Genomic DNA, 26,881 nt, shown 5'->3' on the forward strand with positions numbered 1-26,881 from the left:
CGGCCAGTGACCGGCATCACGAACACAGGCTAAGCGGGGCGCACTTCTCCGGGCAATGACGAAGTGACCTCCACCACCGGACCCTGCCCGATTACATGGTGATTGCCCCTTTATGTCATTGAATGGCGAGGGCCTGAAGTCACCCGGCGGGCGGGTCCGAGCAGCCCGTCCGGGCGCGCCGGTTGATTCGGCACGGCCCGGCAGGGTATTCGCTGTCCCATGTCGTCACCGAGCAACCCTTCACATCTGCCGAGCCCCGCCGGGCTGCGGAACCTGCTGCACCGATGCGATCTCGCCGTGTTCCAGGACCTGGCCCGGCGGCACTGGCCGGCCGCCGCACCCGTACTGCCGCGGCTCAGCCGCAGCGCCAATCACGGCCTGTTGTGGGCCGGTGCCGCGGCGGGCATGGCCGTGTTCGGCGGCAGCGCCAGGGCCCGGCGGGCGGCGCTGCGCGGGATCGCCTCGATGGCGGTGGCATCGGCCACGATCAACACGGTCGGCAAGGGCGCGGTCCGCAGGGAGCGCCCGATACTGGACGCCGTTCCGGTGATACGACAGCTCAAGCGCCAGCCGGTCACCACGTCGTTCCCGTCCGGGCACGCCGCGTCGGCCGCCGCCTTCGCCACCGGCGTGGCGCTGGAGTCGAAGGGCTGGGGGGCGGTCATCGCGCCGGTCGCGCTGTCCGTGGCGGCGTCCCGCGTCTACACCGGCGTCCACTACCCGAGCGATGTGGTGGCCGGTGCGGCGCTGGGCATAGGAGCCGCGTTCGCCCTGCGCGGCGTCGTCCCGACCCGGGGGCAGCTGCCCGCCCCGGGCAGACCCCCCGCCCACGCACCCTCGCTGCCCGACGGCCAGGACCTGGTCGTCGTGGTGAACCAGGCGTCCGGGACGGCGACGGCCACGGCCTCGCTGGTCCGGGACGCGCTGCCGAACGCCGAGGTCGTCGAGTGTCCCCCCGAGGAGGTCTCCGCCGAACTGGAGAAGGCGGCGGGACGGGGCCGGGCGCTGGGCGTCTGCGGCGGCGACGGCACGGTCAACCGGGCGGCGGCGGTGGCTTCCGTGCACGGTCTGCCGCTGGCCGTGTTTCCCGGCGGCACGCTGAACCACTTCGCGTACGACCTGGGCATCGAGACCGTGGCCGACGCCTGTTCCGCGATCGCGGCCGGCGATGCGGTGCGGGTGGACCTGGGCCGCTTCCGGCCGGGTCCGGACGGGCCCGGCGGCGCCCACGGCTACTTCCTCAACGCGTTCAGCATGGGCGTCTATCCCGAGCTGGTCCGGACCCGCGAGCACTGGTCCCCCCGGATCGGAGGCTGGCCGGCCGGAGTGCTCGCCGCCCTGCAGGCGCTGCAGGGCCGGCAGCCGCTGGAGGCCGAACTGCAGGGACGACGGCGTCCGTTGTGGCTGCTGTTCGTCGGCAACGGCCTCTTCCAGCGGGTGGGCCCGGCACCGGGGCGGCGCCACAACCTCGCGGACGGGCTGCTGGACGTACGGGTGGTGCACGGCGGACGGACCCCGGGGCTGCGACTGCTGGCCGCGGCCGTCGCCGGCCCGCTGACCCGCTCCCCCATGCATGCCGCCGTCCGCCGCCACCGGGTGCGGATCGCCGGCCTCAAGCCGGGGACACCGTACGCGTACGACGGAGAAGTGGCGCACAGCGGACGTGAGTTGATGGTCGACAAGCTGCCGGAGGCACTGACGGTGTACTGCCCGATGCAGATGTGAGCCGACGCGGGCGGACGAACGAGGGGCGGCCGACGCCGAGTCGGCCGCCCTTTCGCGTGCCCGCGCCACCACGAATCAACACCGTCCCACATACCAAGATGGCCATCTCATTATTCGGCATCCGGGCGTACCGTAGCCGTACCGATCAGCACTTCGCGGCCGCGTTCAGCGGCTCGCGTTTTCGAGAGAGGATGCACGGTCATGCCGAAGGAGACCGCCGTCTACACCCACGGCCACCACGAGTCGGTGCTGCGCTCGCACCGCTGGCGCACCGCCGCCAACTCCGCGGGATACCTCATCGGTGAACTGCGCCCCGGCATGGCCGTACTGGACGTGGGCTGCGGCCCAGGGACCATCACCGCGGACATCGCCGCACTGGTCGCCCCCGGCCGGGTGACCGCCGTCGACACCACCCGCGAGATCCTGGACCAGGCGGCGGAAGTGGCGGCGGAACGCGGCCTGGAAAACCTGGAGTTCACCACCGCCGACGTGCACGCCCTGGACTTCCCCGACGACACCTTCGACGTGGTCCACGCCCATCAAGTGCTCCAGCATGTCGGGGACCCGGTACAGGCGCTGCGCGAGATGCGCCGGGTCTGCCGCCCCGGTGGCGTGGTCGCGGCCCGGGACAGCGACTACGCGGCGATGACCTGGTACCCCGAGGTGCCCGAAATGGACGCCTGGCAGGAGCTGTACGGCCGGGTGGCCCGCGCCAACGGCGGCGAGCCCGACGCGGGCCGCCGGCTGCTCTCCTGGGCCCGGCAGGCCGGCTTCACCGACATCGTCCCGACGGCCGCCGCCTGGTGCTTCGGCACCCCGGAGAGCCGCGACTGGTGGAGCGGGCTGTGGGCGGACCGTACCGTCGGCTCGGTCTACGCGGAGCTGGCGGTCGACGGCGGTCACGCGACGCCCGGACAGCTGACCGCGATCGCCGGGGCGTGGCGCACCTGGGGCGAGCAGAGCGACGGCTGGTTCATGGTCCCGCACGGCGAGGTGCTGTGCCGCGCATGAGCGCGGCCGAATCGATCACACGCCTCTGACCGGCCAACTACCCTGTTCCGCATGGAAATCCTGGGAACCACGCTGCGTATCTGCGTCGACGACCTGGAGGGCGCGGTGGCCTTCTACGAGAACCTGACGGGCAGTTCGGCGCTGCGCTTCGAGCGCGGCGGGGTCTCGGTGGCCGCCATCAGCTGCTTCCTGCTGATGAGCGGCCCCGAGGCGGAGCTGGAGATCCTGCGCAAGGTGACGGCGACGATCGCGGTCAAGGACGTGGACGAGGCCAACGCCTCGCTGGCCCGGGTGGGCGCCCGCGTCATCGCGGGCCCCGTCCACACGCCCGTCGGCCGCAATCTGATCGCCGTGCACCCGGACGGTTCGGTCTTCGAGTACGTCGACCGCAACCTGTCCGCCGGGGGCTGACGCACCTGCCCTGCCGTCAGGTGAGCGGGCGCATACGGTAGTTGTAGCGGTCCGGCAGCGGCTCGTCCGTCAGCTCGGCCCACACCTCGTCCAGGATCTCCGCACCCTCGCGCAGGTCGGCGACCTCGAAGCCCTCGTCGAACAACGCGCGTGCGGCCGCCCGGTCGCCCTCCGCGATCAGCAGCCTGGCCTCCAGCAGGCGGAAGCGGCCACGGCTGCGGATCGCCGGGAGCAGCCCGTCCCAGACGGTGCGGGCAGCCTCCGCCCGGCCCGCTGTCAGCAGCGCCTCGATCGCCTCCCGGCCGAGGGCGGCGGTGGCGGCCGTCCAGGTGTCGCCGTCGTCCCGGCGCTCCGCGCACAGGTCGTCGAACGCCTCCGTGTAGTGGTCGGCGGCCCGTTCCCACTGGCGGCTCTCCTGGGCGGCGACGGCGAGGCAGCGCAGCAGTGGCCAGCGGGAGGGGGCCAGGGCCAGTCCGCGCTCCCAGCTGCGTACGGCCTGGGCGCGGTCGTCGGCGTGCCACTGGGCGATGCCCAGGTGGTATTCGGTGAGCGGCTCGGCGGCAGCCGTCTCCAGCATGTCGCGCCAGTGCGGGGAGACCAGCGAGGGGCCGGGCGGCGCCACCCTGCGCGGTTCGGGGAACGACCCCTGCTCAAGCAACTCCAGCCAGGGTGCCTGCTGTTCACCCAGCGTGGACTCGGCGAACGGGGTGCCGGGCAGCTTGTACCCGCCGCGCCGCACCTCCAGCGCGCCCCAGCCTGACCCGGTGGCGAGGACCTCGCCGGGTTCGGTGTCGGCGCAGCGGCGCCAGGCCTCGTACGCGGCGTCCACATCGGCGCGCGGCAGGGCGTCGGCCAGCCGCCGCTCGGTCTCCGCGCGGGCGGCGGACCAGTCGTCGCCGTGCACGGCGGCTGGGTCCGCCGACAGGGGTCCGTACGACTCCAGCCAGCTGAATTCGCCGCCGGGCTCCAGCGGCACGTGTTCCAGCTGGGTGCGGGCGAGTCCGGCCTGGATCTCCGCGTAGCCGACGGTGCCCGGTTCGGTGAGCCACTCCTGCCAGCGACGGCCGCCGGGCCCGCTGCCCCAGAGGAACAGCTTGCGGCCGCGCAGCAGGTCGGTGGAGGTCTGGACGAGCCCGTGACCGTTCTCGTCGAGGGAGGCGATCCAGCGTCGGGCGCCGTCGGGCACCTCGTAGAAGTAGTCGGCGGGGAAGTCGCTGCGCAGCGGGTACGTGCGGTCGACCGAGCCGCTCTGGGGGACCGGGACCAGGTTGAGGCTGCGTTCGTAGCCGAAGTGCCAGGCCTCCTCGGCCGGGGCCACCACCCGGGTGCGCTCGCCCTCCGGTACGGCGATGTTGGACCACCAGTAGACCGGTGCGGGGTGCTCGTGCGGGTTGCGTATCCGTACGCCGACGTGGAGGAAGTCGGAATCGTCGGGCAGCCACAGGTCCACCTGGAACGGCAGGTCGCGCAGCCTCTCCCACTCCCAGAGCCGGACCATCCGGCCGCCGTCGGGGGCGGTGACCAGGGCGGCGTGCACGGGGGCGCAGGACAGGGTGGTGTGGCCGGTGGCGCCGATGTTCCACTCGATGCCGCCGGAGAACCAGGCGCCGTTGAGCGCGAAGTCGGCGGGCTGCAGGACGGGGTTGGTGTAGACGAGGTCCCGGCCGGTGGGCTTGTGGAAGAGGGAGTGGATGCGGCCGCCGTATCCGGGCAGCACGGTGGCCCGGATCCGGTCGTTCTCGATCACGATCGCATCGAGGCCGGTGGGGGTGCGCTCGCGTCCGTACCCGTCGAGGACGGGCACCGGCAGGACGGTGGCCAGCGGCTCGTGGCCGATCTGGCGGGCCATGTCGCGGGGCAGACCGGCCCGGTCGCGGTCGTCGACGACGTGCATCTCGTCGAGGGGCCGCAACGCGGGCAGCGGATTCTCCGGTCCCACCGCCGCCGCGGGCAGGGTCAGTACGGCACGTCGTACGGTGGTGGCCAAGGCAACCTCGCTCCCTCGCGCGGGCCGCCGCAGGTCCGGGCGCCCCCCGATGACCATGGAACACGCTGCGGGCCGCCCGGACCAGGGGATCGGCCGTCACTCTTCGGCAAAAGCCGCGACCACCAGGTCGGTGAGCATGGCACCCGCGGTGCCGTCCGGGTCGAGATCGGGGTCGTAGACGGTGATGTTGAGGCCTGCGCAGCGCGGCGAGCGGACCAGTGCGCGCAGCAGCGGGCCCAGTTCGCCGGGGAGGACGCCGCCGTCGTCGGGGCTGTCCACGGCGGGCATGACGGACGGGTCGAGGACGTCGGCGTCCAGGTGCACCCAGAAGCCGTCGAGCGCCGGGACCTCCAGGGTGCTCAGGAGGTCCGCCGCGAGCGGCCCGGCGCCCCGCTCGCGCAGTTCGCCCACGGTCACGAAGGGGATCTTCAGCTCGGCGAGTTCGGCACGGTCCTCGTCGTAGTCGCGGATGCCGACGAGCCGGATGTCCTCGTCCCGGAGGTAGGGCCGCAGCCCCTCCAGATCGGCGAGGTCGTCCTGGCCCCGGCCGGTGGCGATGGCCACCTCCTCGCCGGCCGCCGCGCCGACCCCGTCGCTGTTGCCGGGGTGACGGAAGTCCGCGGAGCCGTCGATCGCGACGAGCCCGTAGCGGCCGAGCCGGCGCAGCGCGAGCGAGGCGCCGAGCTGGATGGAGCAGTCCCCGCCGAGGACGAGGGGAAGGGCGCCGGAGCGGACCAGGCTCTCGATCCGGTCGGCGAGGACCGGGGTGTAGCGGGCGATCGCGGCGGCGTTGAAGACTCCGTCGCCCTCCTGCCAGTCGCCCCGGTCGTAGCGGGGCGGTACGACGACGCCGCCCTCACGGGCCCCGACGCGCTGGAGGATCCCTTGCTCCCGCAGCGCCCCGGCGAGCTTGTAGCAGCCGGGGACGGTGCCTGGGGCCGGCGGTCGGAGCCCCAGGTTGGAGGGGGCGTCGAGCACGACAATATTCCGCATGCGCCTCATCCTCCCGGCCGTAGGCTTGCCGCTCAAGCGGTTTGCGGGGCGTAACGGAGACGGTGGATCACGATGAGCACGCAGCACACCTACCGAGTGATCGTGCGCGGCACCTGGGCCGGGCTGACGGACGTGGCACGGGAGCGGATGCTGGCCGGGGTGGAGCAGCACGGCCTGGCGGCGATGGCGTTCACCGAGGAGGGTTCGCTCACCTACGACCGGGCGCTCAAGCACTTCAGCTTCCGCTACGTCGTCGTGTCGGACGCCGGGGACGGTCCGGAGATGGCGTGCGCCATCGCCGAGGACCGCGCGGAGACGGAGCTGCGCGGGCGCGGATACGGGCACGGCGAACTGCGCTCCACTGCCACGGACATGGACACCATGAAGATCAACTACAAGGGGCGGCGGGCATCGGGGGCCGAGTGACAGCGGCCGGCGGCGGCAGGCACGCTGGACCGCCTTCCGCCCCGCCTCTGAGCCGGGTGGGCTGAAACACCGCACTCCAGACCGCCGGGCCACTCACGCGGCGCTGTCGGCGACGGCCGCGAGGGCCTGGGAGAAGGCGCGGGTACGGGCGGTCTCGTGGTTGCGGTGCCACACGAGGGCGAGAACGGAGTCCTGGAGGCCGGTGAGAGGGACGAAGGTGACCGCGCGGCGGCCGTAGTAGTCGGCGGTGGGGTGGCACAGCAGCATCGCGCCGCGGTCCGCCTGTACCAGCGCCAGGCCCTCCTGGAGGGTGCCTACCGAGGGGCCGGCGGGGATGGGACGGCCCCCGGGGGTGGCGGCCGGGGCCTGAGCGCGGCGCCAGTACTCCGGGGCCGCACCGTGGACGCCGATGAGCGGACAGGCGGCGAGGTCCTCGGCGTCGAGGGCATCGCGCTCGGCGAAGGGGTGCCGGGAGGACACGGCGAGCGAATGCGGCTGTTTGGAGAAGACATGGCCCAGCACCAACTCGCTCTCCTGGACCGGCATCAGCACCACCGCCGTGTCGACCTCTCGCCGGTGCACCGGTCCGAAGGGGTCGGAGAACGGGATCTCGACGATCTCTGTGGCGCAGTCCGGATACCGGCTCTGGAAGAGCGCGATGGCGTTCATGACCTGGTCGTTGGCCGTGCCCTGGAAGCCGATGCGGAACAGCCCCCCGACCCCCCGCGCCACGTCCCGGACCTCGTCGACCGTCTTCACGATGGCGTCGAAGGCCGGGCGCAGTCCCGCGAGGAGCTGCTCGCCGAGCGGCGTGAGCCGGACCCGGCGGCTGGTGCGCTCGACAAGCCGGGCACCGGTCTTGCTCTCCAGGGACCGCAACAGCTGACTGATACGGCTTTGCGAGACGTACAGGCGTTCCCCCGCTCGCCCGAAATGGAGTTCTTCGGCCAGTGCCAGAAAGGCCTCCAGCTCGCGGGCGTCCAGACTGCTCACAGCGGTTTCTCCCCCCACCGCGGCACCGGTGGTCGCGGACGGTCAATCTATCGATGAGCCCAGCTCATGGAAGGATGAGAGATCGGCCGTTGTTCCCTCGCCCTGCGGTCTGTTGGCTGGAGGCATGACGCAGGTTGAGGAATCCACAGGCACACCAACCGCCCGGCTGAGGTCACCGCTCAGTGGCTGGCTGGGCGTGGTGGCCCTGACGCTGGGTACGTTCACGGTGGTCACGTCCGAAATGCTGCCCGTCGGGCTGCTGCCCCCGATGGGCGAGTCGCTCGGGGTCTCCGAAGGGGTGGCAGGCCTCACGCTGACGATCACCGGACTGGTCGCGGCGGTCTCGTCCCCGGTACTCGTCTCGATGCTGGGCAGGGCCGACCGCCGGACGGCGCTCTGTGCACTGGTCGCCGTGCTGGTGATCGGCAACCTGGGCGTGGCCTGGGCTCCGAACTTCGGGATCGTGGTCGTGGCCCGCGTCCTGGTCGGCATCGGCATGGGCGGCGTCTGGGCCCTCGCGGCCGGCCTCGCTGTGCGGCTGGTGCCGGCGACATCGGTCGGCCCCGCCACCTCGCTGGTCTTCAGCGGCATCGCCGTGGCGTCCGTGCTGGGCGTTCCGGCCGGAACGTACCTGGGAGCGGCGGCCGGGTGGCGCTCCGCGTTCCTCGCGGCCGCCGGGCTCGGACTGGCGGTCCTGGCCGCGGCGGCGGTCCTGCTGCCCCGGCTGCCCGCGGAGCGCGCAATTCCGCTCGGCGGTGTGATGGGGCTGTTCGGCAACGCCCAGGTGCGCACGGGCCTCATCGTCGTCGGCTTCGTGGTGACCGGTCACTTCGCTGCGTACACCTACATCAGGCCGGTGCTGGAGGACGTCTCCGGCGTCGGCGCGGGAATGATCGGCACACTGCTCCTGGTGTACGGGGTCGCCGGCGTGGCGGGGAACTTCCTGGCCGGGGCCGGGGCGGCCCGCTCGCCGCGCAGGACGCTGCTGGTGATCAGCGCGGTCATGGCCGCCACCGTGACCGCCCTGCCGTGGCTGGGCGGGTCGGTGGCTCTCGCTGCCGTGCTGATGGCGGTCTGGGGCCTGAGCTACGGAGGCGTCTCGGTCAGCACGCAGACCTGGATCCTGCTCGCCTGCCCGGACGCCCGTGAGGCGGCATCCTCCCTGTTCGTCGGGGTGTTCAACGGAGCCATCGCGCTGGGCGCGCTGACCGGCGGGCTCGCGGCGGACGGCATCGGCATCACGGCGGTGATGTGGGTGGGCGGAGCGCTCGCGGTGGGTGCGCTGGTGACCACGACGGTCGGCCGGTCCCCCGCGTCGGCCGTCGGAGCCCGGCCGCCCGGGGGTACGGGAGCCACCACGCCCCGGTAGGTGACCGGGTGCCTGGGGAGCGAGGGCGGCGGCGGGCCGGCCGGCAAGAGCGGGTACGGCCACGTTCGAGTCCTGCCGCAACGGCTGCGCGAACGCCTCGCACCCGCCGGTCACCGCGGCTCGGCGCCCGGCGGAACCAGCAGATGCGCGATGTCTCGCGCCACCGAGGCGATCTGGGCGTCGGACGCCTTCATCCCCTGCGCCGCCAGCAACACGATATTGACGCTGAGCAGCGCCGACCGCAGCCGGAGCTCCTCCTCCACGGAGGCATTCGGGCCCGCCAGGATCGCGAAGAGTTCGGCCAGTTTCGCGAAGGCGTTCTCCCGGCCGGGGTGCAGGTCCCGCACGATCTGCTGGTTGGCCAGCGCGAAGCGCATGGCGGGGAGGCCGTCTCCGGTGACCAGGTCGACCATCCGGTCCACGGCACGGCTGGGCAGGTCGGCGCCGGGAGGCTGCTCACGGGCCCAGACGACCATGGCCTCCAGCGAGTCCAGGTGCGCGGAGAACAGCGACCGGACGATGTCTTCCTTGCTGCTGAAGTGGTAGTAGAGGGCGGCCTTGGTGATGCCGAGGCGTTCGGCGATCTCCCGCAGGGACGTCGCCTCGTAGCCCTGCCCGGTGAACAGCTCGATGGCCACCTTGCGGATCTCGGCCTTCGTGTCGCTGCCCCGCCGCTGCCCTGCCATGGCCATCCACTCCCTTTCCCGAGGCTCCACGCACCCGTGCGCCCCGGCCATCGTCGTCCGGGCGGCGTCGCGTTGCCAACTTACCGGTCGGCAAGTAATCTACTAACCGGCCGGTAAGCAATTTCGGTCCTGCCGCTGCGGCGACGCCCTCCCGCAGCGGCTCCTCCTCGCCCACTCCCGCCCGGCCCCACGCCCGCCGGACGCCCATGTTCCGCTGAAAGGCAACGCGCTGTGACGCAGACCGCGCCGGAAACGACAGCTGACGAGACGGCCCCGCCGTCACGCTTCACCCATCGCGAAATCATGATGACCATGAGCGGCCTGGTCATCGCCATGCTCCTGGCCATGCTCGACAACATGATCGTGGCACCGGCCCTGCCGACGATCGTGGGCGACCTCGGTGGCCTGAACCACCTGGCCTGGGTGACCACCGGCTACGTACTCGCCTCCACTGCCGCCACCCCGATCTGGGGCAAGCTCGGCGACCTGCTCGGCCGCCGGATCACCTTCATCTCCTCCATCGCGATCTTCCTCATCGGCTCCGCGCTGTGCGGGATGTCGCAGAACATGGCCGAACTGATCGGCTTCCGCGCGCTGCAGGGCCTGGGCGCGGGCGGCCTGATGGTGGGTGTCATGGCCGTGCTCGCCGACATCGTGCCGCCCCGGGACCGCGGCAAGTACCAGGGCGTGATGATGGCCGTCATGCCGGTCGCCATGATCGGCGGCCCGCTGGCGGGCGGATTCATCACGGACCACCTCAACTGGCGCTGGGCCTTCTACGTCAACCTGCCGCTGGGAGCCGTAGCCCTGTTCGTCTGCTGGTTCGTCCTGGCCAAGCTGCCCCGCAAGACCTCCAGCCAGGTGCGCATCGACTGGACCGGCGCCGCACTGCTGACCGTCTGGATCACCACTCTGGTCCTGATCACCACCTGGGGCGGCACCGAGTACAGCTGGGGTTCGCTCACGATCATCGGCCTCGCCGCGGTCACCGTCGCGGCCTTCGCCGCGTTCGTCATGGTCGAGAAGCGGGCGGCCGAGCCGATCATGCCGCTGTCAGTCTTCGCCAACCGCAACTTCAGCCTGTCCGGCGCCCTCAGCTTCGTCGTCGGCTTCGCCATGTTCGGCGGAATGACCCTGCTCCCCCAGTTCCAGCAGTACGTACAGGGATCCTCGGCGACCAACAGCGGTCTGCTGCTGATGCCGATGATGCTGGCGGCCATGGTGTTCTCCCTCGGCGGCGGTGTGTTCACCAGCCGCACCGGCCGCTACCGCGCCCTGCCCATCGCGGGCAGCGTGCTGATGGCCGCCGGGCTCGGCCTGTTCGCCACAATGGGGCCCGACACCTCGCGCACCGTCACCGCGCTCTACATGGTCGTCCTCGGAGCCGGCATGGGCTGCCTGATGCAGACCACCATGCTCATCGCCCAGAACAGTGCGCCGATGCGAGACATCGGTGCCGCGACCGGCGCCGCGACCTTCCTGCGCAACATGGGCGGCTCGCTCGGCGTCTCCATCCTGGGCGCCCTCTACACGAACACCCTCAGCGACTCCTTCTCCTCGGCGCCCGACGGCTCGGCGGGGTCCGGCACCATGGCGCAGATGACCCCGGAGGTGCTGCGCGGCCTGCCCGAGGCCATCCGTGAAGCCTTCGCCGACGCGGTCAGCAAGGGCATCGACACCGCCTTCACCTGGGGCGCCGTCGCGGCAGCCGCGGGCATCGTGATCGCCCTGTTCATCCGCCACGTGCCGCTGCGCGGCTTCGGCGGCGGCTCCGAAGCGGACGCGGTCAAGGCGGAGCCCGCCGGCTCCCTCGGCGCCTCCGCCTGAGAAGCGTCACCGAAGGCCGGCCAGGGTCGGTCGGTCGGGGGGCGCGAGGGACCGGCAGGGGGGGGCGAAAATCCGGTCGACAGACGAATCCACGAGGCGCTGTGATGGCTCCGTCCGCCTGCCGCACCGAGTGGGCCCACCGTAGGAGTTGCCCGTGGCCACCGGGAGAACCGCGGACCTCCGTCCCACGATCGATGCCGCGCTCGCCAGGAACCTGGTCGATACGCAGTTCCCCCAGTGGGCCCAACTGCCCCTCGAACTCCTCGACCCGGCCGGTTCGGACCACGTGATCTACCGGCTGGGCGAGGCCCTGTCCGTACGGCTGCCCCGCCATGCGGGGGCCACAGGCCAGGCCACGAAGGAGTTCGAGTGGCTCCCCCGGCTCGCCCCGCACCTGCCGTTGGCCGTCCCCGTACCGGTGGGAGTGGGCGAGCCCGGCTTCGGCTATCCGTGGCCCTGGGCGGTCTCCCGCTGGCTGGACGGTGAGGCGGCGACCGTCGAGGCCCTTGCCGGCTCGTCCCGGGCCGCCGTTCAACTGGCCGACTTCCTCAAGGCCCTTCAGTCGTTCGAGCCCGGGAGCTTCCCGGCCGGGGACCCGCACGAGGACCTGGCCGGCCGGTCGCTGGCCGGCCGGGACCGTACGACGCGGACCGCCATCGCGGCGCACGAGGGCACGTTCGACGCCGCAGCCATGACCGAGCTGTGGGACGCGGCGCTGAGCGCCCCCGGGTGGGATCGCCCGCCGGTCTGGTTCCACGGCGACTTCCACACCGGCAACCTGCTGACTGTCGATGGCCGCCTCAGCGCGGTCATCGACTTCGGCGGGCTCGGTGTCGGCGACCCGGCCTGCGACCTGACCATCGCCTTCACCCTGATGTCGGGCGCCGGCCGGGCCGCGTTCCGCGCCGCGCTCGGCGTCGATGACGCCACCTGGACCCGTGGCCGCGGCTGGGCCCTGGCCACCGGCCTGAACGCCTACACCTCGTACGCCGCCGTGAACCCGCGGGTCGCCGCACAGACCACCCGCCAGATCACCGAGGCGCTGCTCGGCTGACCGGACCGAGCCGGGCGGCGCTTTCAGCTCTGTTTGCCCGGAAGCTGGTTCGCGACGTGTCCGGCCACTCGTCCTCAGCCCCGGCACCGGACGGACGGAGGTAGCCTGGTGGCCCCGAACACGGAGAGGTGCGTGGGGAGTTGAGCGAAGGACAGCTCGGTGTGGTATTGATCCACGGAATCCGGTCCGATGCCAGGGTGTGGCAGCCTCTGGAAAAGTGCATCGCCGAAGACACGCAGCTCGACTTCGTCCGCACGCTTCCCTTCGAGTACGCGACCGGGCTGAAGCGGCTCCACCCGCTGCGGGTCTTCCCCTCGATCGACACGGCCGCCGACAGCCTGAAGGAGTATCTGGTCACGGAGGCGGGCGGCTTCGACCGGCTGATGCTGATCACACACAGCCAGGGCGGTCTGGTGGCCCAGCGCTACCTCGCCCGCATGCTGGCCGACGGAGCCGCGCACGAACTCGTCCGGATCCGCCGCATGGTGCTGCTGGCCTGCCCCAACAACGGCTCCGAACTCCTGCGGTCCCTGCGCCAGAGCGTGCTCGGCTCCCGTCATCCCCAGGAGAAGGACCTGCGGCCGATCAGCGACCAGGTGACAGGCACCCTGCGCACCGTGCTCCGCGACGTGGTGAACGCGACCGGCTTGAGCGAGCGCACCTGCCCCATCGACATCAAGGTGTACGCGGGCGAGAGCGACGGTGTCGTGCCTGCGGCCTCCGCGCAGTCGGTCTTCCCGCACAGCGCCGTGCTCCCGGGTGACCACTCCGGCATCCTGAAGGTGAAGACGGCCCGTCACCGCACCTTCACCACCCTGCGCCGCCTGATGCTGACCGTTCCCGAAGCCGTGCCTGACGCCGTCTCCGAAGCCGCTCCCGAAGCCGCTCCCGCGGGCGAAGCCCGACCGGACCGGCCGCCCGCTCCCCGGGAGACGGGCCCCGGGAGCGTCAGCAACAACGTGTCCGGCAGCACCGTCTACGGCCACGTCATCCAAGGCGGCTCGGTACGCATGCCGGGCCGGGGCGATGACCGGCACGATTGATCGAGCCACCTGGAGCCGGCCACCCGGTGCGGCGAAAACGGCGACCCCGCGCCCGCCCGCCGAAGGGCCGCCGGGACCGAGGCGTCCCCCCGGCTCATACCGCCAGGTGAGCCAGTACCGAACGCATCCCGTCGTGTACGGCGTCGCGCGACTCCTGTGTCAGGTCGATCGTCTCGAAGGCGTGGTGGGCGTTCGGTACGTCGATCACCTCCACCGAAGCCCCGCAGTCGCGGGACGCGGTGAGGAACTCCTCGACCGTGGCGGCGATCTCCGGCCTCTCAAGACCCACGCGCGTGATCACGAGGGGCAGGGCGCCGGCCTTCGCCACCGCCTCCGCCGGGCGGAAGCGGGCGTCGACCCGGCCCAGGTACGGCAACGGCGCGAGGACCGGATAGCTGGCCGACAGACAGCGCAGCCAGGACGGGGGCTCCCGCAGCCAGTCCGCCGTGAGCAGCCCGCCGCCCGAGAAGAACCACAGGGCGATCCGCTGCCCGTCCACCCGTGGATCGGCCCGGACCAGCTCCAGCGCGGCGGCCACGTCCTCGGCGGCGCGGGGGTAGTCGGCGACGTCGTGCAGGCGGTGGTCGAGGGTCACGCCCACCACGCCCCGCCCGGCCGCGCTGCGGGCGTACCCGGTCAGGGTCGGCCAGTCCCTCGGGGTCGGCCTGGCCCCGGCGGGTACCGGTCCGCCGTGCACGAACACCACGGCCGGGCGCGGGCCCTCGGCGTCCGGCAGGTACAGGTCGACGTTGTCGGTCCGCTCACGCGGGATGTCCGGTACGTCGAGCAGGAAGGGCCGCAGGTGCGCGGGCGGCCGGGACTCCTCGGGGGACACCAGCCGGTGCCCCTCACCTGCCGCCGCCCTTCGCAGGACGTCCGCGAGCTCGTCCGGGAGGGACAGCATCGGCCAGTGTCCGGTGGGGAGTTCGAAGAACGTCACCTGTGGGCCGGTGAAGGCCTGGAGGGTGGGCTCGCCGAAGTCGACGCCCCGCTGGACCATTTCGATGCTGGAGCCGCTCCCGTTGCACAGCACCCCGCTGACGGGCAGCGCGGCGGCCGCGCCGGTCAGCCGCAGGGGCTGGAGGAGGGTGCGCAGCGGTTGCGGGGCGGCGGACGCGGTGAGCCGGTCCAGTGCGGCGCCGGGCACGCCTTCGGTGCTGCCCCAGCGCCCCCACGCCTCGCGGGCCGGGGCGGGCAGCTCCCCGTCCCCGCCGCGACCGGCCAGCTCCTCGCGCAGGGCCGCGTCGGGTACCGAGGCCAGCGCGGGAACGCCGTCCCGGGGCAGTCCCGAGTCCAGGTAGACGATCCGGCCGACGCGCTCCGGTCTGCGGTCGGCGGCGCCCAGCACGGGGTGGATGCCGTAGTCGTGGCCGACCAGCACGATCTGCCGGCCGGCCGCGGCCCCCGGCGCTGCGCCGACCGAGTCGATCACCGCGAGCACGTCCGCGATGTGGGTCTCCAGGTCGACGGGGTCCGCCCCGGCGGGGCGGGGCCTGCCGGTTCCGGTGAGCGCCACCGCGTGCACCTCGTCGCCCTCGGCGGCCAGCCGCGCGGCGGTGTCCCGCCACACGTGTGCGTCGGTGAACATGCCCGGTACCAGGATGAATGCGGTCATCGGTCTCTCCTCAGCGCTCCTTCGCCAAAGACGCCGCCACCACGGTCCGGCAGCGCCCGCCGGTACGGTAGAAGCTCCCCCTGAGGGAGGTTCAAGTGTTCCCGTCCCACGACGGCCTGTACGGCATCGGTGAACTCGCCGAGCGTGCGGGCGTCACCGTCAAGACCGTCCGCTTCTACTCGGACAGCGGTCTGCTGCCGGAGGCCCGCCGCAGCGCCGGCGGACACCGCCGGTACGGCCCCGACGCGCTCGGCCGGCTGCGGCTGGTCCGCTCCCTGCGCGCCCTGGGGCTTCCGGTGCGCGAGGTGCGGCGCGTCATCGACGAGGAGGAGACCGGGGCCGGCAGCGTGCTGGAGAACGCCGTCGCGGCGCAGTTGCGCGAGCTCGGCTCCCAGCTCCGGGCGCTGCGCTGGCGGGAGGCCGGGCTTCGGCTGGTGCAGGAGTGCGGGCCGGGTGAGCGGGCGGAGCGGCTGCGCCTGATCGGTGCCGTGTCCGCGCCTCCGGACACCGCGCCGCTGGCCCGGTTCTGGCGGGGCTGGCTGCCGCCCCGGATGCCGTCCGGGGCGACCGCCGCGTTCCTGGAGGCGGTGGTGCCGCAGCCGCCACAGGACCCGGAGCCCGTCCAGGTCCTCGCCTTCGCCCGGCTGCACGCCTTGGTGACCCGCCCGTGCACCGGCGCCGAGCGGACGCAGCCGGCGGCGCACCGCGGCGAGGGGGCGGGCCGGCCGGCTGTCCTGTACGCCGGTCTGGCCGAGGCGTACGAGCTGGCCGGGGCCGTGATGCGCCGGGGCGGGCGGCCGTCCCCGGGCCCGGAGCTGGACAGTTTCGTGGCCGCGTACGCGAGCGCGTACGGCAGCCGGGACACCCCTGCCTTCCGCCGCGTGCTGGCCGCCCAGCTGGCGGCCGATCCCCGGATCGACCGCTACTGGGAGCTGGTGGCCGAGGTGGTCACCCCGCCGGGCGGCACACCGGAGCCGACCCCGGGGTCCGCGCACGACTGGCTGTTCGCGGCTCTGGACGCGCAGCGGCTTGCCGGGACGGCCTGAGGTCCCGCCTGCCGGATCAGCGCATCCCGGCGGTGATCGCCCAGCGCTCGTGGTCGCGCCAGGCGCCGTCGATGAACAGGAAGTCCGGCGAGAAGCCCTCCAGCCGGAATCCGGCCCGGCGCACCAGCGCCAGCGAGGCCTCGTTGCCCGGCTGGATGTTGGCTTCGAGGCGGTGCAGGCCGAGGGGCCCGAAGGCGTGCCGCAGGACCAGTCCGAGCCCCTCGGTCATCAGCCCGCGACCGGCCGCGTGGGCGAAGGCGCCGTATCCGAGCGCGCCGCAGCGGAAGCCGCCGATGACGATGTTGTTGATGTTGACGAAGCCGGCGACTGCACCGCCGGCGTCCCGCTCGCACACGAGGAATCCCGCCTTCGACGGGTCCTCGATGAGTACGGTCGCGTACGCGGCGTAGGCGTCGGGACCGGTCGGCGGGAACAGCCAGGGCCGGTGCAGTTCCCGGCTCTCCCGGGCGCGTGCGGTGAACTCGTCGGCGTCCGCGGGCGTGAAGGGGCGGATCGCCGTGCGCGGCCCCTCGGCGACGTAGGTGGTGTCGGGCATCGGCCCAGCGTAGGGCCTTTCGGTTGGATCATGCCGGACCCCGCGGGCCCGGCATGATCCGAACGAAAGGCCCAGGCGGCAAGGGGTGTGCCGGTGCTACTTGGGGCGCCTGCGGAAGAAGTAGGCGCCGCAGGCCATTCCGGCCACGAACATCACGGCCAGCGCCACGTAGAGCGGCATGGTCACCAGCGGGATCAGGAGGCGGACCGTCACGTCGTCGGTGTTCTCGGCGATGAACACCACCGACAGGACCGCGATGACGAGGACGAGAATGCGGGCCGGGGTGAACGCACCGGTGCTGCGCGTGCCGCCGCTCGACACATCCTTCGGGCTCATGAGACCGGCCCCTTCCCTGCTCCTGGTGCGCCTCGGCCCCCGGGTGACCAGGATGACTGCGTCCGGGTGGCCGGGGGCCGTTCTGTACACCCATTCGGGTGAGAGGGGCGGGCAGGAGCGGGCAGTCGCCCGCCGTGTCAGTCCGCCGTGCCGCCGACCACCGGCAGCTCCAGCACCCCGGTGTCGCCGGGTGCGCTGACGACGGTGACGGGCTTGATGCCTCGGTTCCCGAAGTACGCGGTGTCGCTGGCGGCGATCACGAACTCCATCCGGTGCCCCGGCTCGTACCGGTGGACGATGCCGGGCAGCTGGACCGTGAACGGCCTGGTCACGTCCGGTACCCGGACCGGCGAGACGAGCCGGTTCACCAGATTCCTGGAGCCGTCCGGGGCCACGTCGTACACCTTGGCGAACAGGACGAGCTTGTCGGAGGCGTCACCACTGTTCTGAACGCGCTCCGTCTTCGGCGAGACGACCTTCAGCGTCGCCTTCGGGGCGCCGACGACATCGACGGCGGCGGTCAGCGGGGCGCTGGTCCAGCCGAGGTAGGTGCCCTTGGTGTCGTAGGGCTTGGGGTCGGGCAGGCCGATGAGGCCGGCCAGCGAGCTCTCCGAATGGCTGGTGGGAACCAGCCAGTTGCTGTACTGGCGGCTGCCGCGCGAGACCTCGGAGGGGTTGTCGACGAGCTTGCCGTCGCCGGAGAGGTACATCTTCCGCGTGAGGCCGGGAACGGCGGCCGCGGTGCCGTAGCCGCTCTGCCAGTCGCGGTAGTAGGCGAACTCGGGCCCGGTGTCGGTCCGCGTCTCCTGGCGGAGGTAGCGGCCGAACCAGTCGAGGATGCGGCCACCGACGTAGCTGGTCTCCAGATTGCCCTGGCCCAGGTCGAGTTCTCCGTCCACCTGGCCGCCGCTGTGGCCCCAGGCCTGCCAGATCATCTTGGTCGTGGTGCCCTGTGCCTTGAGCGTCCGGTAGGTGGCGGTGGCCTCGTTGAGGTTGAACAGACTGTCCGCCTGGCCCTGGATCAGGAGCGTGGGCGCCTTGACCCGGCCGAGGTAGGAGACCGGGGAGACGCTGCGCGCGTAGTCGAGCATGTCGGCGGTCTGCCCGGCCGGGTAGCGGCCCGAGTTGAGCAGCCGGACGGTGTCGCAGGCCTTCGGCGCGAAGTGCAGGCAGCTCAGGCTGCCGAACCGGGAGGGGTCCAGGCTGGGGCTGAGGATCGTCTGCCCCTCCCCCATCAGGTAGAAGCCGTTGGTCCACTGCCACTTGAAGACCCCGGGGTGTCGGACGAGACGCCCTGGACCGCACCGGTGTTGTTGGGGGCGAGTGAGTAGCCGAGGTCGTTCCAGGTGATCAGCGGGACCAGGGCGTCGACGCGGGGGTCGACGGCGGCGGTGGCCATCTGGACAGCTCCGCCGTACGAGCCGCCGATCATGCCGGCTCTGGGGTCTCCGGGGCCGTCGAGGGTGACGAAGTCGGCCTCGGTGCCGTCGTCGGCCGCGCGGGTCCCGCCGAGGAAGTCGATGAGGGCGGCGGCGGCTTTGCCGTCTGCCTCGGGGTCGTCGAGTGTGATGAGGCAGCCGGATTTGCCGAAGCCGAGGCCGGAGTAGACGAGTCCGACGTAGCCGCGCGAGGCGAAGGCCTTGCCGATGCCGTCGGTGGAGCCGTCCAACTTGCTGCCGCCGAAGCCGTTGGTGGCGAGCACGGCGGGCGCCGGGTGGAGCGCGTCGGCTCCGGCGGGGCGGTAGAGATCGGCATCCACCGCGCAGGACCTGCCGCCCGCCGAGACGGTGAACTTCAGCGGGGTGACGGTGTATTCGGATGCCGCTGCGACCGGCGCCGCCTGTGCGGCGCCGGTGAGCGCGAGCGGGGCCGCGAGGACCGCGCCGGCGACGAACGCGAGTGATCTGCGGGACAGTGACAGCGGTTTGCGGGACAGTGACACCGACCGGGGCCGGAAACGGGAGCCGGGAACAGCACGCGACACGAAGACCTCCACACCGAGGGCGCCAGGCGCCCTACCGGCCAGTAAGCACTGGGTCGCGCTCATGCTGTGACACGGCTCATAGCGGTGTCAACGCTCCGTACGACGGTTCCTGAAGGTTGCTCAACTTCTCCGCATCGCGTACCCGTTCGAGGTGCGGGTGCCGGTCGGCACCGCTCAGAGCAGGGCCGCGACCTCGACCGTGAGGGTGGCCGCAGTGCCGTCGGCGGGCGCGTCCAGCACGGCCGGCACCCCGAGCGGGATGGTCAGCCCGGTGGGCCCGTGGCCGAAGCCCAGCTCCTCGACCACCGGGATGCCGAGACCGCCGAGCCGGTCGGCGAGTACCGCCCGCACCTTCGCGTACGAATCGCAGCCCGCCCAGGAGCCGCAGGCCACCCCGGCCACGCCGTCGAGCGCCCCGGCCCGCAGCAGCTGGGTGAGGATGCGGTCGATGCAGTACGGGGGCTCCCTGATGTCCTCGATGACCAGCAGCCCGCCGTCCGCCGACCGCCTGGCGTGCGGGGTGCCCAGGTCGGCGGCGAGCAGGCTCAGGCAGCCGCCGTAGGTGATGCCCCGGGCCCGGCCGGGCACCAGCGCCCTCGCCCCGTCGAGCCCCAGCGTCCGCACCGTCTCGGGCTCGAACAGGGTGGCCCGCAGACACTCCTGGGTGGCCGGGTCCTTGAGGAAGGTCTCCGCGCCCGCCATCGGCCCGTACAGCGTCGCGAGGCCCGTCCGCAGGGCAAACGCCTCGTGGAGCACGGTGACGTCGCTGTAGCCGACGAACACCTTGGGCCCGGCGGCCCGTATCGCCGCCCAGTCGAGCAGATCGACCATGCGGTGTGCCCCGTACCCGCCCCGGCTGCAGATCACCGCGTCGACCGAGGGGTCGCACCAGGCGTCCTGGAGGTCCCGGGCACGCGCCTCGTCCGTGCCGCCGAGATAGTCCAGCTCCGGGTGGACTGACAGGACATGGGGCATCGGCACCGGGTCCAGGCCCCAGCCCCGGAGGATGTCGAGGCCCGGCTCCAGGCGGTCGACGGGCAGCGGTCCGCTCGTCGACACGACGGCCACCCTTGCACCCGCGCGCAGGCGGGCCGGGCGGGTCAGTGGTGTGAGGCTCACTTCTCCAGCTCCAGCCTCGGCACGTCGGGCCGCTCGACGCCGAAGGTCTGCGCGTAGAGGGAGAGTTCGGACTCCAGTGCGCTGATCATGGTGTCGGCGCGGCGGAAGCCGTGCCCCTCGCCGGGGTAGGTGAGGTAGGCGTGCGGAATGCCGCGCCCCTCCACGGCGGCCAGGAAGCGTTCGCACTGCACGGGTGGACAGATCGGGTCGTCCTCGCCCTGGAGCAGCAGGAACGGTGTGGTGAGCCGGTCGGTGCGGGTGCTCGGGGACCGCTCGCGGTAGCGCTCGGGGACCTCGGCCAGCGGGCCCACCAGCGATTCCAGGTACTGGGACTCGAAGTCGTGGGTCTCCCCGCTGCCCCAGCCCGTCAGATCGAGGATGGGGTAGCTGATCGTGCCGCAGGCGTAGACGTCGGTGCCGGTCAGCGAAGCGGCCGCGGTCCAGCCGCCGGCGCTGCCGCCCCGGACGGCGAGCCGGGCCGGGTCCGCGGTGCCCTCGGCGGCGAGCGCGCCGGCGACGGCCGCGCAGTCCTCGACGTCGACGACGCCCCACTGTTCGCGCAGCCGGTTGCGGTACTCGCGTCCGTAGCCGGTCGAGCCGCCGTAGTTGACCTCGGCCACCCCGATGCCGCGCGAGGTGAAGTAGGCGATCTCCAGGTCGAGGACGAGGGCCGCGTGTCCGGTGGGGCCGCCGTGCGCCCACACGACGTAGGGCGGCAGTTCCCCGGCCGGCCCGGTCCGGCCGGGGCTGTGCGGCGGGTAGATGTGGGCGTGGATCTCCCGGCCGCCGGGACCGGCGAAGGTGCGCTCGGCGGGCTCGGGGTAGTACGCGGGATCGACCGCGTCCTCGTGCGGCGCCCCGATGATCCGGGTGTGCCCGGTCGCCGTGTCCAGCTCCACGATCTCGTACGCGCTGCGCGGGCTCGCGGCGATGCCGATGACCCGGCTGCCCTGCACGGCGAGCGTCCCGGCCCATTCGGTCCAGGGCCCGGCGATGTCGACGAGTGTCCCGGTCTCCGGGTCGAGGATGCCGAGCGTGGTGGCGCCCTTGCCGTGCACGGTGGCGATGAGCCCGTTCTCCAGCGGCCGGAACCAGCTGAGCCCGATCTTCCACAGGGGCCCGGCGAACTCCTCCTGCCGGGGGCAGAGTTCGACCGCGCTGCCGTCCGGCTCGGCGCGGTACAGGTTCCACCACCCGCTGCGGTCGCTGGCGAAGAGCAGCCGCCCGTCGTCGGCCCACTGGATCTGCGGTACCGATTCCTCCGGCCCGCCCAGGAGGGTCCGCGGGGCGTGGAACGTCGCGTCGTCACCGAGATCCGCGACGATCACCTCGGTGCCGTCCCACGGCATCCTCGGGTGGTCCCAGGCGATCCAGGCGACCCGCCGCCCGTCGGGCGAGAGTTCGGGCCCGGTGACGAACCGGTGCCGGTCGTCGGAGAGTTCGCGTACGGCGGACCGGTCACCGGCCGCCGATCCGTCGAGCGGCACGGCGGCGATCAGCCTGCGCAGTTCGGCCGGTCCCTCGCCGGTGAACTCCTCCAGGACGCACCAGACCTCGCCCGAGGCGCCCCGGTCCGGGTGCAGTCGCGGATCCACCCAGCGCAGCCCGCCGCCGACCGGCGAGAGCGGGGTGAGCGGCCACGGGTCGCGGGGCCCGTCCGGCTCGTAGGCGTACAGCCGCTGGTCGTCGAAGTGGACGAAGACGATCAGCGGGCCGCCCCCGTCGCGCTCCGTGCCGGTCCAGGGCCGTCCGCCGTACTCGATGACCCTGCTGCGGACGTTCCAGGGGGCCGGCAGCTCCGCGGTGGTCCCGTCGGCCAGCCGTCGCACCAGGGCGCGGCGGCCTGCCTGGGCCGGGCGCGGTTCGGTCCACCACAGTTCGTCGCCGACCGCTTCGACGTACTCCGGCCGGCCGTCCCGTGAGGCGGCCAGCGCGGCGTCGATCGGGGACGGCCAGCTTCCGTAGGCCTGCGTGGTTGCCATGTTCGATTCCCCCGAGTGGGTCAGGCGGTGCGGAGATAGTGGTCCAGGACGCGGACGCCGAAGTGCAGCGCCTCGACGGGGACGCGTTCGTCCACGCCGTGGAAGAGGGCCTGGTAGTCGAAGCCGACGGGCAGCTTCAGCGGCGAGAAGCCGTAGCCGGTGATGCCGAGCCGGGAGAACTGCTTGGCGTCGGTGCCGCCGGACATGGAGTACGGCACCACGTGGCCGTCCGGGTCGAACCGCTCGACGGCGGCGCGGAGCCTGGCGTACGTGGGCGAGTCGACGGGGGCCTGGAGGGCGACCTCGCGGTGGTGGAACTCCCAGTCGACCGAGGGCCCGGTGAGCTGGTCCATGGTCGTGCGGAACTCGTCCTCGCCGCCGGGCACCATCCGGCCGTCGATGAACGCGGTGGCGTGGCCCGGGATCACGTTGACCTTGTATCCGGCGTCCAGCATCGTCGGGTTGGCGCTGTTGCGGACGGTCGGCTCGATGAGGGCGGCGGCCGGTCCGATCTTGCCGAGGAGTTCGTCCACGTCGAAGCCGGGGGCGTCGAGGTCGGGGTGGATGCCGTGCAGCGCGGCGATCTCGGTGAGCGCGGCGCGGACCGTCGGGGTGAGGCGTACCGGCCATTCATGGGCGCCGATCCGGGCGACGGCGGCGGCCAGCGCGCTGACCGCGTTGGCCTTGTTGACCTTGGAGCCGTGTCCCGCCTTGCCGTGCGAGGTCAGCTTGAGCCATCCGGTGCCGCGCTCGCCCGCAGCGATGGGGTAGAGCGGCATCTTCGGTCCGGCGTGGAAGGTGAAGGCGCCGGATTCGCTGATGCCCTCCGTGCACCCTTCGAAGAGTTCGGGGTGCTGATCGGCGAGGAAGCCCGAGCCGTCGTCGGCGCTGGCCTCCTCGTCGGCGGTGTACGCGATCACGATGTCGCGGCGGGGACGGACGCCGGCCCTGGCCCAGAACCGGGCGACGGCCAGGACCATCGCGTCCATGTTCTTCATGTCGATGGCGCCGCGGCCCCAGACGACTCCGTCGCGGACCTCGCCGGAGAAGGGGTGCACGGTCCAGTCGGCCGCCTCGGCGGGCACCACGTCCAGGTGCCCGTGGACCAGCAGCGCGTCGGCGGTGGGGTCGGTACCGGCGATCCTGGCGACCACGTTGGTGCGCCCGGGGGTGCGCTCCAGGAGCGTCGGTTCGAGTCCGGCGGCGGCCAGCCGCTCGGCCACGTACTCGGCCGCCGGGCGCTCGCGGCAGTCGCCGCCGCCCCGGTTGGTGGTGTCGATGCGGATCAGTTCGGAGGTGAACGTCACCGATTCGTCGAGCGCGAGTGCGTCGACGCCGTCCTGGGAGTTGGTCACCTCAGCCATACTGTTCCTCCACGGCGGACGACACGATGGTCGTCACCGCCTTGAACGTGCGGATACCTTCGTACATCGTCTCGCTCGTGTAGGAGACACGCCTCTCGCCGGAGACCGCCACGCCCGGTACGACGGTGGCCGCCGCCGCCAGGTGCTCGGCGTCGAACTCCAGCTCCACGGTGAACGGTCCGCCGTCGACGGGCGTGTACCGCCCGGCGAGCGCGGCCGCCTCCTTCGCCGCCGCGCGGATGTCGGCGGCGGTACGGGCGGGGGTGCGGCAGACCGCCGCGTAGCGCGAGACGTAGTCCTTGACCGCGACCGTACGGGCGTCGGGGGCGTAGCCGGCCGCGTCGGCACAGGTCAGGTCGTCCCCGGTGACCAGGACGACGGGGACGCCGTACTCGGCGGCGACGTGCGCGTTGAGCAGGCCCTCGCTGGCCCTGGCGCCGTTCAGCCAGACCCCGGTGATGGAGTTGGCCAGATAGGTGTGGGCCAGGACGCCCTCCGTGCCGGCACCCGTGTGGTAACCGACGAAGGCGACGGCGTCGACGTCCCCGTGCTGGATGCCCTCGACCATGCTGAGCGACTTGTGCTTGCCGGTGAGCATCTGCACCCGGTCGTCGAGCCGCTCCAGGAGCAGGTTGCGCATGGTCCAGTGGGCTTCGTTGACGAGCACCTCGTCGGCACCGCCGTCATAGAACCCGAGGGCCGCGGCGTTGACGTCGGAGGTGAACAGGGAACGGCATCGCTCCCACTGCGGCGTGCCGGGCAGCACATCGGCCGGCCAGGTCACGCCGGTGGCGCCTTCCATGTCGGCACTCACGAGGATCTTCATGCGGCCACACGGTACGCGTCGTCGAACGCGCAGGCCAGGGCTGCCGGGACCTCCATTGGTCCATTCCACTGACGGTCCTCGCGCACCTCAGATCCCCGGGTAGTCGCCGGTCGCGCCGTCGGTCCGCTCGCGCAGCGGATCGGCGTGGCCGTTGTGCCGGGCGTACTCCTGGATCATGGTCACGTAGACCCGGCGCAGGCTGCGCTCGCGGCCGCGCGTCGTCACGAAGGGTGTGTCGAGGGCGTGCCCGGCGACGGCCGCCTCGGCGGCGGCGACCTCGGCCCGGCAGGCGGCGAAGTCGTCCGGGGCACGAGCCGGGTGACCAGGAGCGTTTCGCGGTGCCACTGGAGCCGGCCCGCGAGGAGGGTGCGCTCGTCGGCGGTGCCGGGGCGTTGAGCTGGAGACCGCCGGCCGTCGTGCGGGCGAAGAGGGCGCCGTCCATGTCATGGCGGCCACCCTTGCGGCACACGCGCGCGGGGACCGGCGGCTCAGTCGGCGGCGGTGCGGTGTTCGTGGACCCGCAGGTGGAGCACGACGAGGTCCAGCAGCGGCGTGCCGACGTCGTGGAGCCGGGCCCGGTCCGTCAGATCGGCGAGGACGTGCTCGACCTCGGTCGGGGCGCCGCTCACCACATCGCGGTACAGCGAGGCGGTGAGCGGCGAGCCCTCCGTCGTCAGCATCGTTGCCAGGGCGTCGAGTTCGCCCTTCGGTACGGGGTGGCCGGCGGCCGCGGCGACGGCGGCGCACTCGCCCAGCAGCCCTTCGACGAAGGCGCGCCCACCAGGAACGGCAGCGACGTCCCCGACGGTGCCGCGCATCAGGCAGGTCAGCCCCGACAGGGTGCTGATGAGGACCCACTTGCCCCACATCGCCGTGAGGGTGTCGTCCGGCACCCGCGTGTCGATGCCGGCGTCGGTGAGGACCGCGGCGATCGCCGCCACCCGCTCCGAGGGACCGCCCCGCTGCTCGCCGACGGACAGGCTGGCGACCGGGGCGAGGCGGACGATGTCCCCCTCGCCGTTCAGCGTGCTGATGATCCTGGCGACACCGCCCAGCACCGCGCCCTCGCCGAAGCGCGCGCCGAGCCGGCTCAGATGGGCCATGCCGTTGAGCAGCGGCAGGATCGCGGTCCCCGGGCCGACCGCCGGTGCGATGTCGTCGAGTGCCGCGTCGAGAGCCGTCGCCTTTACCGAGAGCAGCACCAGGTCGTAGGGGCCGGTGAGTTCGCCCGCGGTCACGAGCCGGGGGGTGACCGTCTCGTCCTCCCCGACGCCGGTGAGGCGCAGGCCCCGCTCGCGAAGGGCGGCGGCGCGGCGCGGCCGGACCAGGAAGGTGACGTCCTTGCCCGCCTGTGCGAGCCGGGCGCCGAAGTATCCGCCGGTGGCTCCGGCTCCTACGACCAGGATCTTCATGGACTGCGCCTTTCGGGTTCGCGGGCAGGGTGTTCGCGTGGTGAGCGGTCGGCTCAGCCGGCGATACGGAGTACCAGCTTGCCCGTCGATGTACGGCCCTCCATCAGCAGGTGCGCGTCAGCCGCGTCGGACAGCGCGAACTCGGCCGTCACCGGGAGGTCCACATGGCCCTCGGTCACCGCACGGAAGGCCCGCTCGGCGACCGAACGCAGGGTCGCGGGGTCGGACAGGGCCAGCTCCAGGATCGAGAAGCCGGCGACCGACCTGCTCCCCGGATAGAGCTCGGGCTGCCCGACCCGCCAGGGCTCCCCGCCGCCCGCGTTGCCGAACGAGACCAGGCGGCCGAAAACGGCCAGGCTGTCGAGCCCGCGCCGCAGCGTCTGCCCGCCGACCGCGTCGAGCACCAGGTCCACGCCCCGGCCCCCGGTGGCCCGGCGCACCTCGTCCGCGAACGAGTCGCCCACGAACACCTCGTCGTAGCCGTGCGCGAGGGCGTACTCGGCCTTCGCCTCCGAGGAGACCACGCCGAACACGGTCCCGGCACCGGCCGCTCGGGCCAGCTGCCCGGCCACCGTGCCGACCCCGCCCGCCGCGCCCTGCACCAGTACGGTCTCCCCGGCCCGCATGCGACCGATCTCGTGCAGCAGGGCGTGGGCGGTCGGCAGGACGGTGGGCAAGGTGGCGCCCGTGCGCAGGTCCACCCCCTCGGGGAGCGGGAAGACGGTGGCCGCCGGGGCGAGCGCCACCTCCGCGTAGCCGCCGCCGTCGAGGAACGCCGCGACTTCCTGTCCGATGCGCAGCCCTGTCACCCCTTCGCCGACGGCCCGGATCCGGCCGGAGACCTCCAGGCCGGGGACCACGGGCAGCGCGGTCACCCGGTACCCCTCGGCGCGGGCCTTGAGGTCCGCGAAATTGACGCCCGCGTAGGCGGTGTCGATGGTGACCTGGCCGGGGCCCGGCTCGGGTACGACCGCCTCGGCGGTCTTCAGCACCTCGGGACCGCCGTACTCCTTGAACTCGATCACACGCATGACAGACCGCCCCCTGGCCGTGATGTTCAATGAAAAGCGAACACTCAGAGTGTATGATTCTCATCGAACACTTGGCAAGGGATGA

The 26,881-nt window shown here is 72.5% G+C and carries 23 protein-coding genes and 1 pseudogene; 9 read left to right on the forward strand and 15 right to left on the reverse strand.

The features are described from left to right. Nucleotides 1–219: 219 nt before the first annotated feature. From EDD93_RS37065 to EDD93_RS37075, 3 genes are all read left to right on the forward strand, one after another. Complete coding sequence (locus tag EDD93_RS37065) at nt 220–1,725, forward strand: bifunctional phosphatase PAP2/diacylglycerol kinase family protein (RefSeq protein ID WP_123530991.1); 1,506 nt, start codon at nt 220–222, stop codon at nt 1,723–1,725. Nucleotides 1,726–1,926: 201 nt separating this feature from the next. Continuing rightward, nucleotides 1,927–2,736, forward strand: coding sequence for a class I SAM-dependent methyltransferase (locus EDD93_RS37070; RefSeq protein ID WP_123530993.1), 810 nt, complete (start codon nt 1,927–1,929; stop codon nt 2,734–2,736). A 51-nt stretch (nt 2,737–2,787) separates the two neighbouring features. After that, nucleotides 2,788–3,147, forward strand: a complete 360-nt coding sequence (locus EDD93_RS37075) for a VOC family protein (RefSeq protein WP_123530995.1) — start codon at nt 2,788–2,790, stop codon at nt 3,145–3,147. Nucleotides 3,148–3,163: 16 nt separating this feature from the next. On the opposite strand, the gene EDD93_RS37080 is transcribed toward EDD93_RS37075, so the two are convergent. Both EDD93_RS37080 and EDD93_RS37085 read right to left on the reverse strand, forming a co-directional pair. Further along, nucleotides 3,164–5,134, reverse strand: coding sequence for a DUF5107 domain-containing protein (locus tag EDD93_RS37080; protein ID WP_123530997.1), 1,971 nt, complete (start codon nt 5,132–5,134; stop codon nt 3,164–3,166). A gap of 96 nt (nt 5,135–5,230) precedes the next feature. Beyond that, nucleotides 5,231–6,127, reverse strand: coding sequence for an arginase family protein (locus EDD93_RS37085; RefSeq protein WP_123530999.1), 897 nt, complete (start codon nt 6,125–6,127; stop codon nt 5,231–5,233). Between the two features lie 72 nt (nt 6,128–6,199). On the opposite strand from EDD93_RS37085, the gene EDD93_RS37090 reads away from it, so the two are divergent. Further along, the gene (locus EDD93_RS37090; protein WP_123531001.1) at nt 6,200–6,553 is read left to right on the forward strand and encodes a DUF6204 family protein; all 354 of its coding nucleotides are present in this window, start codon (nt 6,200–6,202) and stop codon (nt 6,551–6,553) included. A gap of 93 nt (nt 6,554–6,646) precedes the next feature. On the opposite strand, the gene EDD93_RS37095 is transcribed toward EDD93_RS37090, so the two are convergent. Continuing rightward, nucleotides 6,647–7,546, reverse strand: a complete 900-nt coding sequence (locus EDD93_RS37095) for a LysR family transcriptional regulator (protein ID WP_123531003.1) — start codon at nt 7,544–7,546, stop codon at nt 6,647–6,649. Between the two features lie 124 nt (nt 7,547–7,670). On the opposite strand from EDD93_RS37095, the gene EDD93_RS37100 reads away from it, so the two are divergent. Next, the gene (locus EDD93_RS37100) at nt 7,671–8,915 is read left to right on the forward strand and encodes an MFS transporter (protein ID WP_123531015.1); all 1,245 of its coding nucleotides are present in this window, start codon (nt 7,671–7,673) and stop codon (nt 8,913–8,915) included. A gap of 110 nt (nt 8,916–9,025) precedes the next feature. On the opposite strand, the gene EDD93_RS37105 is transcribed toward EDD93_RS37100, so the two are convergent. Then, on the reverse strand, nt 9,026–9,601 hold the full coding sequence (locus tag EDD93_RS37105) for a TetR/AcrR family transcriptional regulator (RefSeq protein WP_260256112.1): 576 nt from the start codon (nt 9,599–9,601) through the stop codon (nt 9,026–9,028). 231 nt (nt 9,602–9,832) lie between these two features. Between EDD93_RS37105 and EDD93_RS37110 the strand changes: the two genes are divergently transcribed. From EDD93_RS37110 to EDD93_RS37120, 3 genes are all read left to right on the forward strand, one after another. Next, complete coding sequence (locus tag EDD93_RS37110) at nt 9,833–11,428, forward strand: MDR family MFS transporter (protein WP_123531019.1); 1,596 nt, start codon at nt 9,833–9,835, stop codon at nt 11,426–11,428. Between the two features lie 154 nt (nt 11,429–11,582). Next, nucleotides 11,583–12,482, forward strand: coding sequence for an aminoglycoside phosphotransferase family protein (locus EDD93_RS37115; protein WP_123531021.1), 900 nt, complete (start codon nt 11,583–11,585; stop codon nt 12,480–12,482). Nucleotides 12,483–12,622: 140 nt separating this feature from the next. Next, nucleotides 12,623–13,525, forward strand: a complete 903-nt coding sequence (locus tag EDD93_RS37120) for a triacylglycerol lipase (protein WP_148083928.1) — start codon at nt 12,623–12,625, stop codon at nt 13,523–13,525. A 94-nt stretch (nt 13,526–13,619) separates the two neighbouring features. Here EDD93_RS37120 and EDD93_RS37125 read toward each other — a convergent pair whose 3' ends face one another. Next, nucleotides 13,620–15,140 (reverse strand): alpha/beta fold hydrolase, encoded by a 1,521-nt coding sequence (locus EDD93_RS37125; protein ID WP_123531025.1) that lies wholly within the window; start codon nt 15,138–15,140, stop codon nt 13,620–13,622. Nucleotides 15,141–15,235: 95 nt separating this feature from the next. Here EDD93_RS37125 and EDD93_RS37130 point away from each other — a divergent pair, with 95 nt between their 5' ends. Continuing rightward, entirely contained in the window at nt 15,236–16,186 is a 951-nt protein-coding gene (locus EDD93_RS37130; RefSeq protein ID WP_123531027.1) for a MerR family transcriptional regulator, read from the forward strand. 16 nt (nt 16,187–16,202) lie between these two features. Here the strand turns inward: EDD93_RS37130 and EDD93_RS37135 are convergent, their stop codons facing one another. From EDD93_RS37135 to EDD93_RS37180, 10 genes and pseudogenes are all read right to left on the reverse strand, one after another. After that, a complete protein-coding gene (locus EDD93_RS37135; RefSeq protein WP_123531029.1) occupies nt 16,203–16,742 on the reverse strand; it encodes a GNAT family N-acetyltransferase in 540 nt (179 codons plus the stop codon). A 96-nt stretch (nt 16,743–16,838) separates the two neighbouring features. Further along, nucleotides 16,839–17,078, reverse strand: coding sequence for a LapA family protein (locus tag EDD93_RS37140; protein WP_123531031.1), 240 nt, complete (start codon nt 17,076–17,078; stop codon nt 16,839–16,841). A 137-nt stretch (nt 17,079–17,215) separates the two neighbouring features. Then, nucleotides 17,216–19,074: pseudogene (locus tag EDD93_RS37145) on the reverse strand (CocE/NonD family hydrolase). 162 nt (nt 19,075–19,236) lie between these two features. Further along, complete coding sequence (locus EDD93_RS37150; protein WP_123531033.1) at nt 19,237–20,181, reverse strand: LD-carboxypeptidase; 945 nt, start codon at nt 20,179–20,181, stop codon at nt 19,237–19,239. After that, a complete protein-coding gene (locus EDD93_RS37155) occupies nt 20,178–22,163 on the reverse strand; it encodes an LpqB family beta-propeller domain-containing protein (protein ID WP_123531035.1) in 1,986 nt (661 codons plus the stop codon). The genes EDD93_RS37150 and EDD93_RS37155 overlap by 4 nt, the downstream gene beginning before the upstream one ends. Before the next feature lie 20 nt (nt 22,164–22,183). Further along, nucleotides 22,184–23,527 carry a M20/M25/M40 family metallo-hydrolase gene (locus tag EDD93_RS37160; protein WP_123531037.1) on the reverse strand — a complete coding sequence of 448 codons (1,344 nt, stop codon included), beginning with the start codon at nt 23,525–23,527 and terminating at the stop codon, nt 22,184–22,186. After that, the gene (locus EDD93_RS37165; protein ID WP_123531039.1) at nt 23,520–24,353 is read right to left on the reverse strand and encodes a M55 family metallopeptidase; all 834 of its coding nucleotides are present in this window, start codon (nt 24,351–24,353) and stop codon (nt 23,520–23,522) included. Before EDD93_RS37165 ends, EDD93_RS37160 begins: the two co-directional genes overlap by 8 nt. Nucleotides 24,354–24,440: 87 nt before the next feature. Then, a complete protein-coding gene (locus tag EDD93_RS40595; RefSeq protein WP_311318355.1) occupies nt 24,441–24,698 on the reverse strand; it encodes a DUF664 domain-containing protein in 258 nt (85 codons plus the stop codon). Nucleotides 24,699–24,841: 143 nt separating this feature from the next. Further along, nucleotides 24,842–25,765, reverse strand: coding sequence for a ketopantoate reductase family protein (locus EDD93_RS37175; RefSeq protein ID WP_123531041.1), 924 nt, complete (start codon nt 25,763–25,765; stop codon nt 24,842–24,844). Between the two features lie 53 nt (nt 25,766–25,818). Then, nucleotides 25,819–26,796: a zinc-binding dehydrogenase gene (locus tag EDD93_RS37180; RefSeq protein WP_123531043.1), complete on the reverse strand. Its 978-nt coding sequence runs from the start codon at nt 26,794–26,796 to the stop codon at nt 25,819–25,821. Between the last annotated feature and the right edge of the window lie 85 nt (nt 26,797–26,881).

Source organism: Streptomyces sp. 840.1 (assembly GCF_003751445.1).
Classification (GTDB): Bacteria; Actinomycetota; Actinomycetes; order Streptomycetales; family Streptomycetaceae; genus Streptomyces.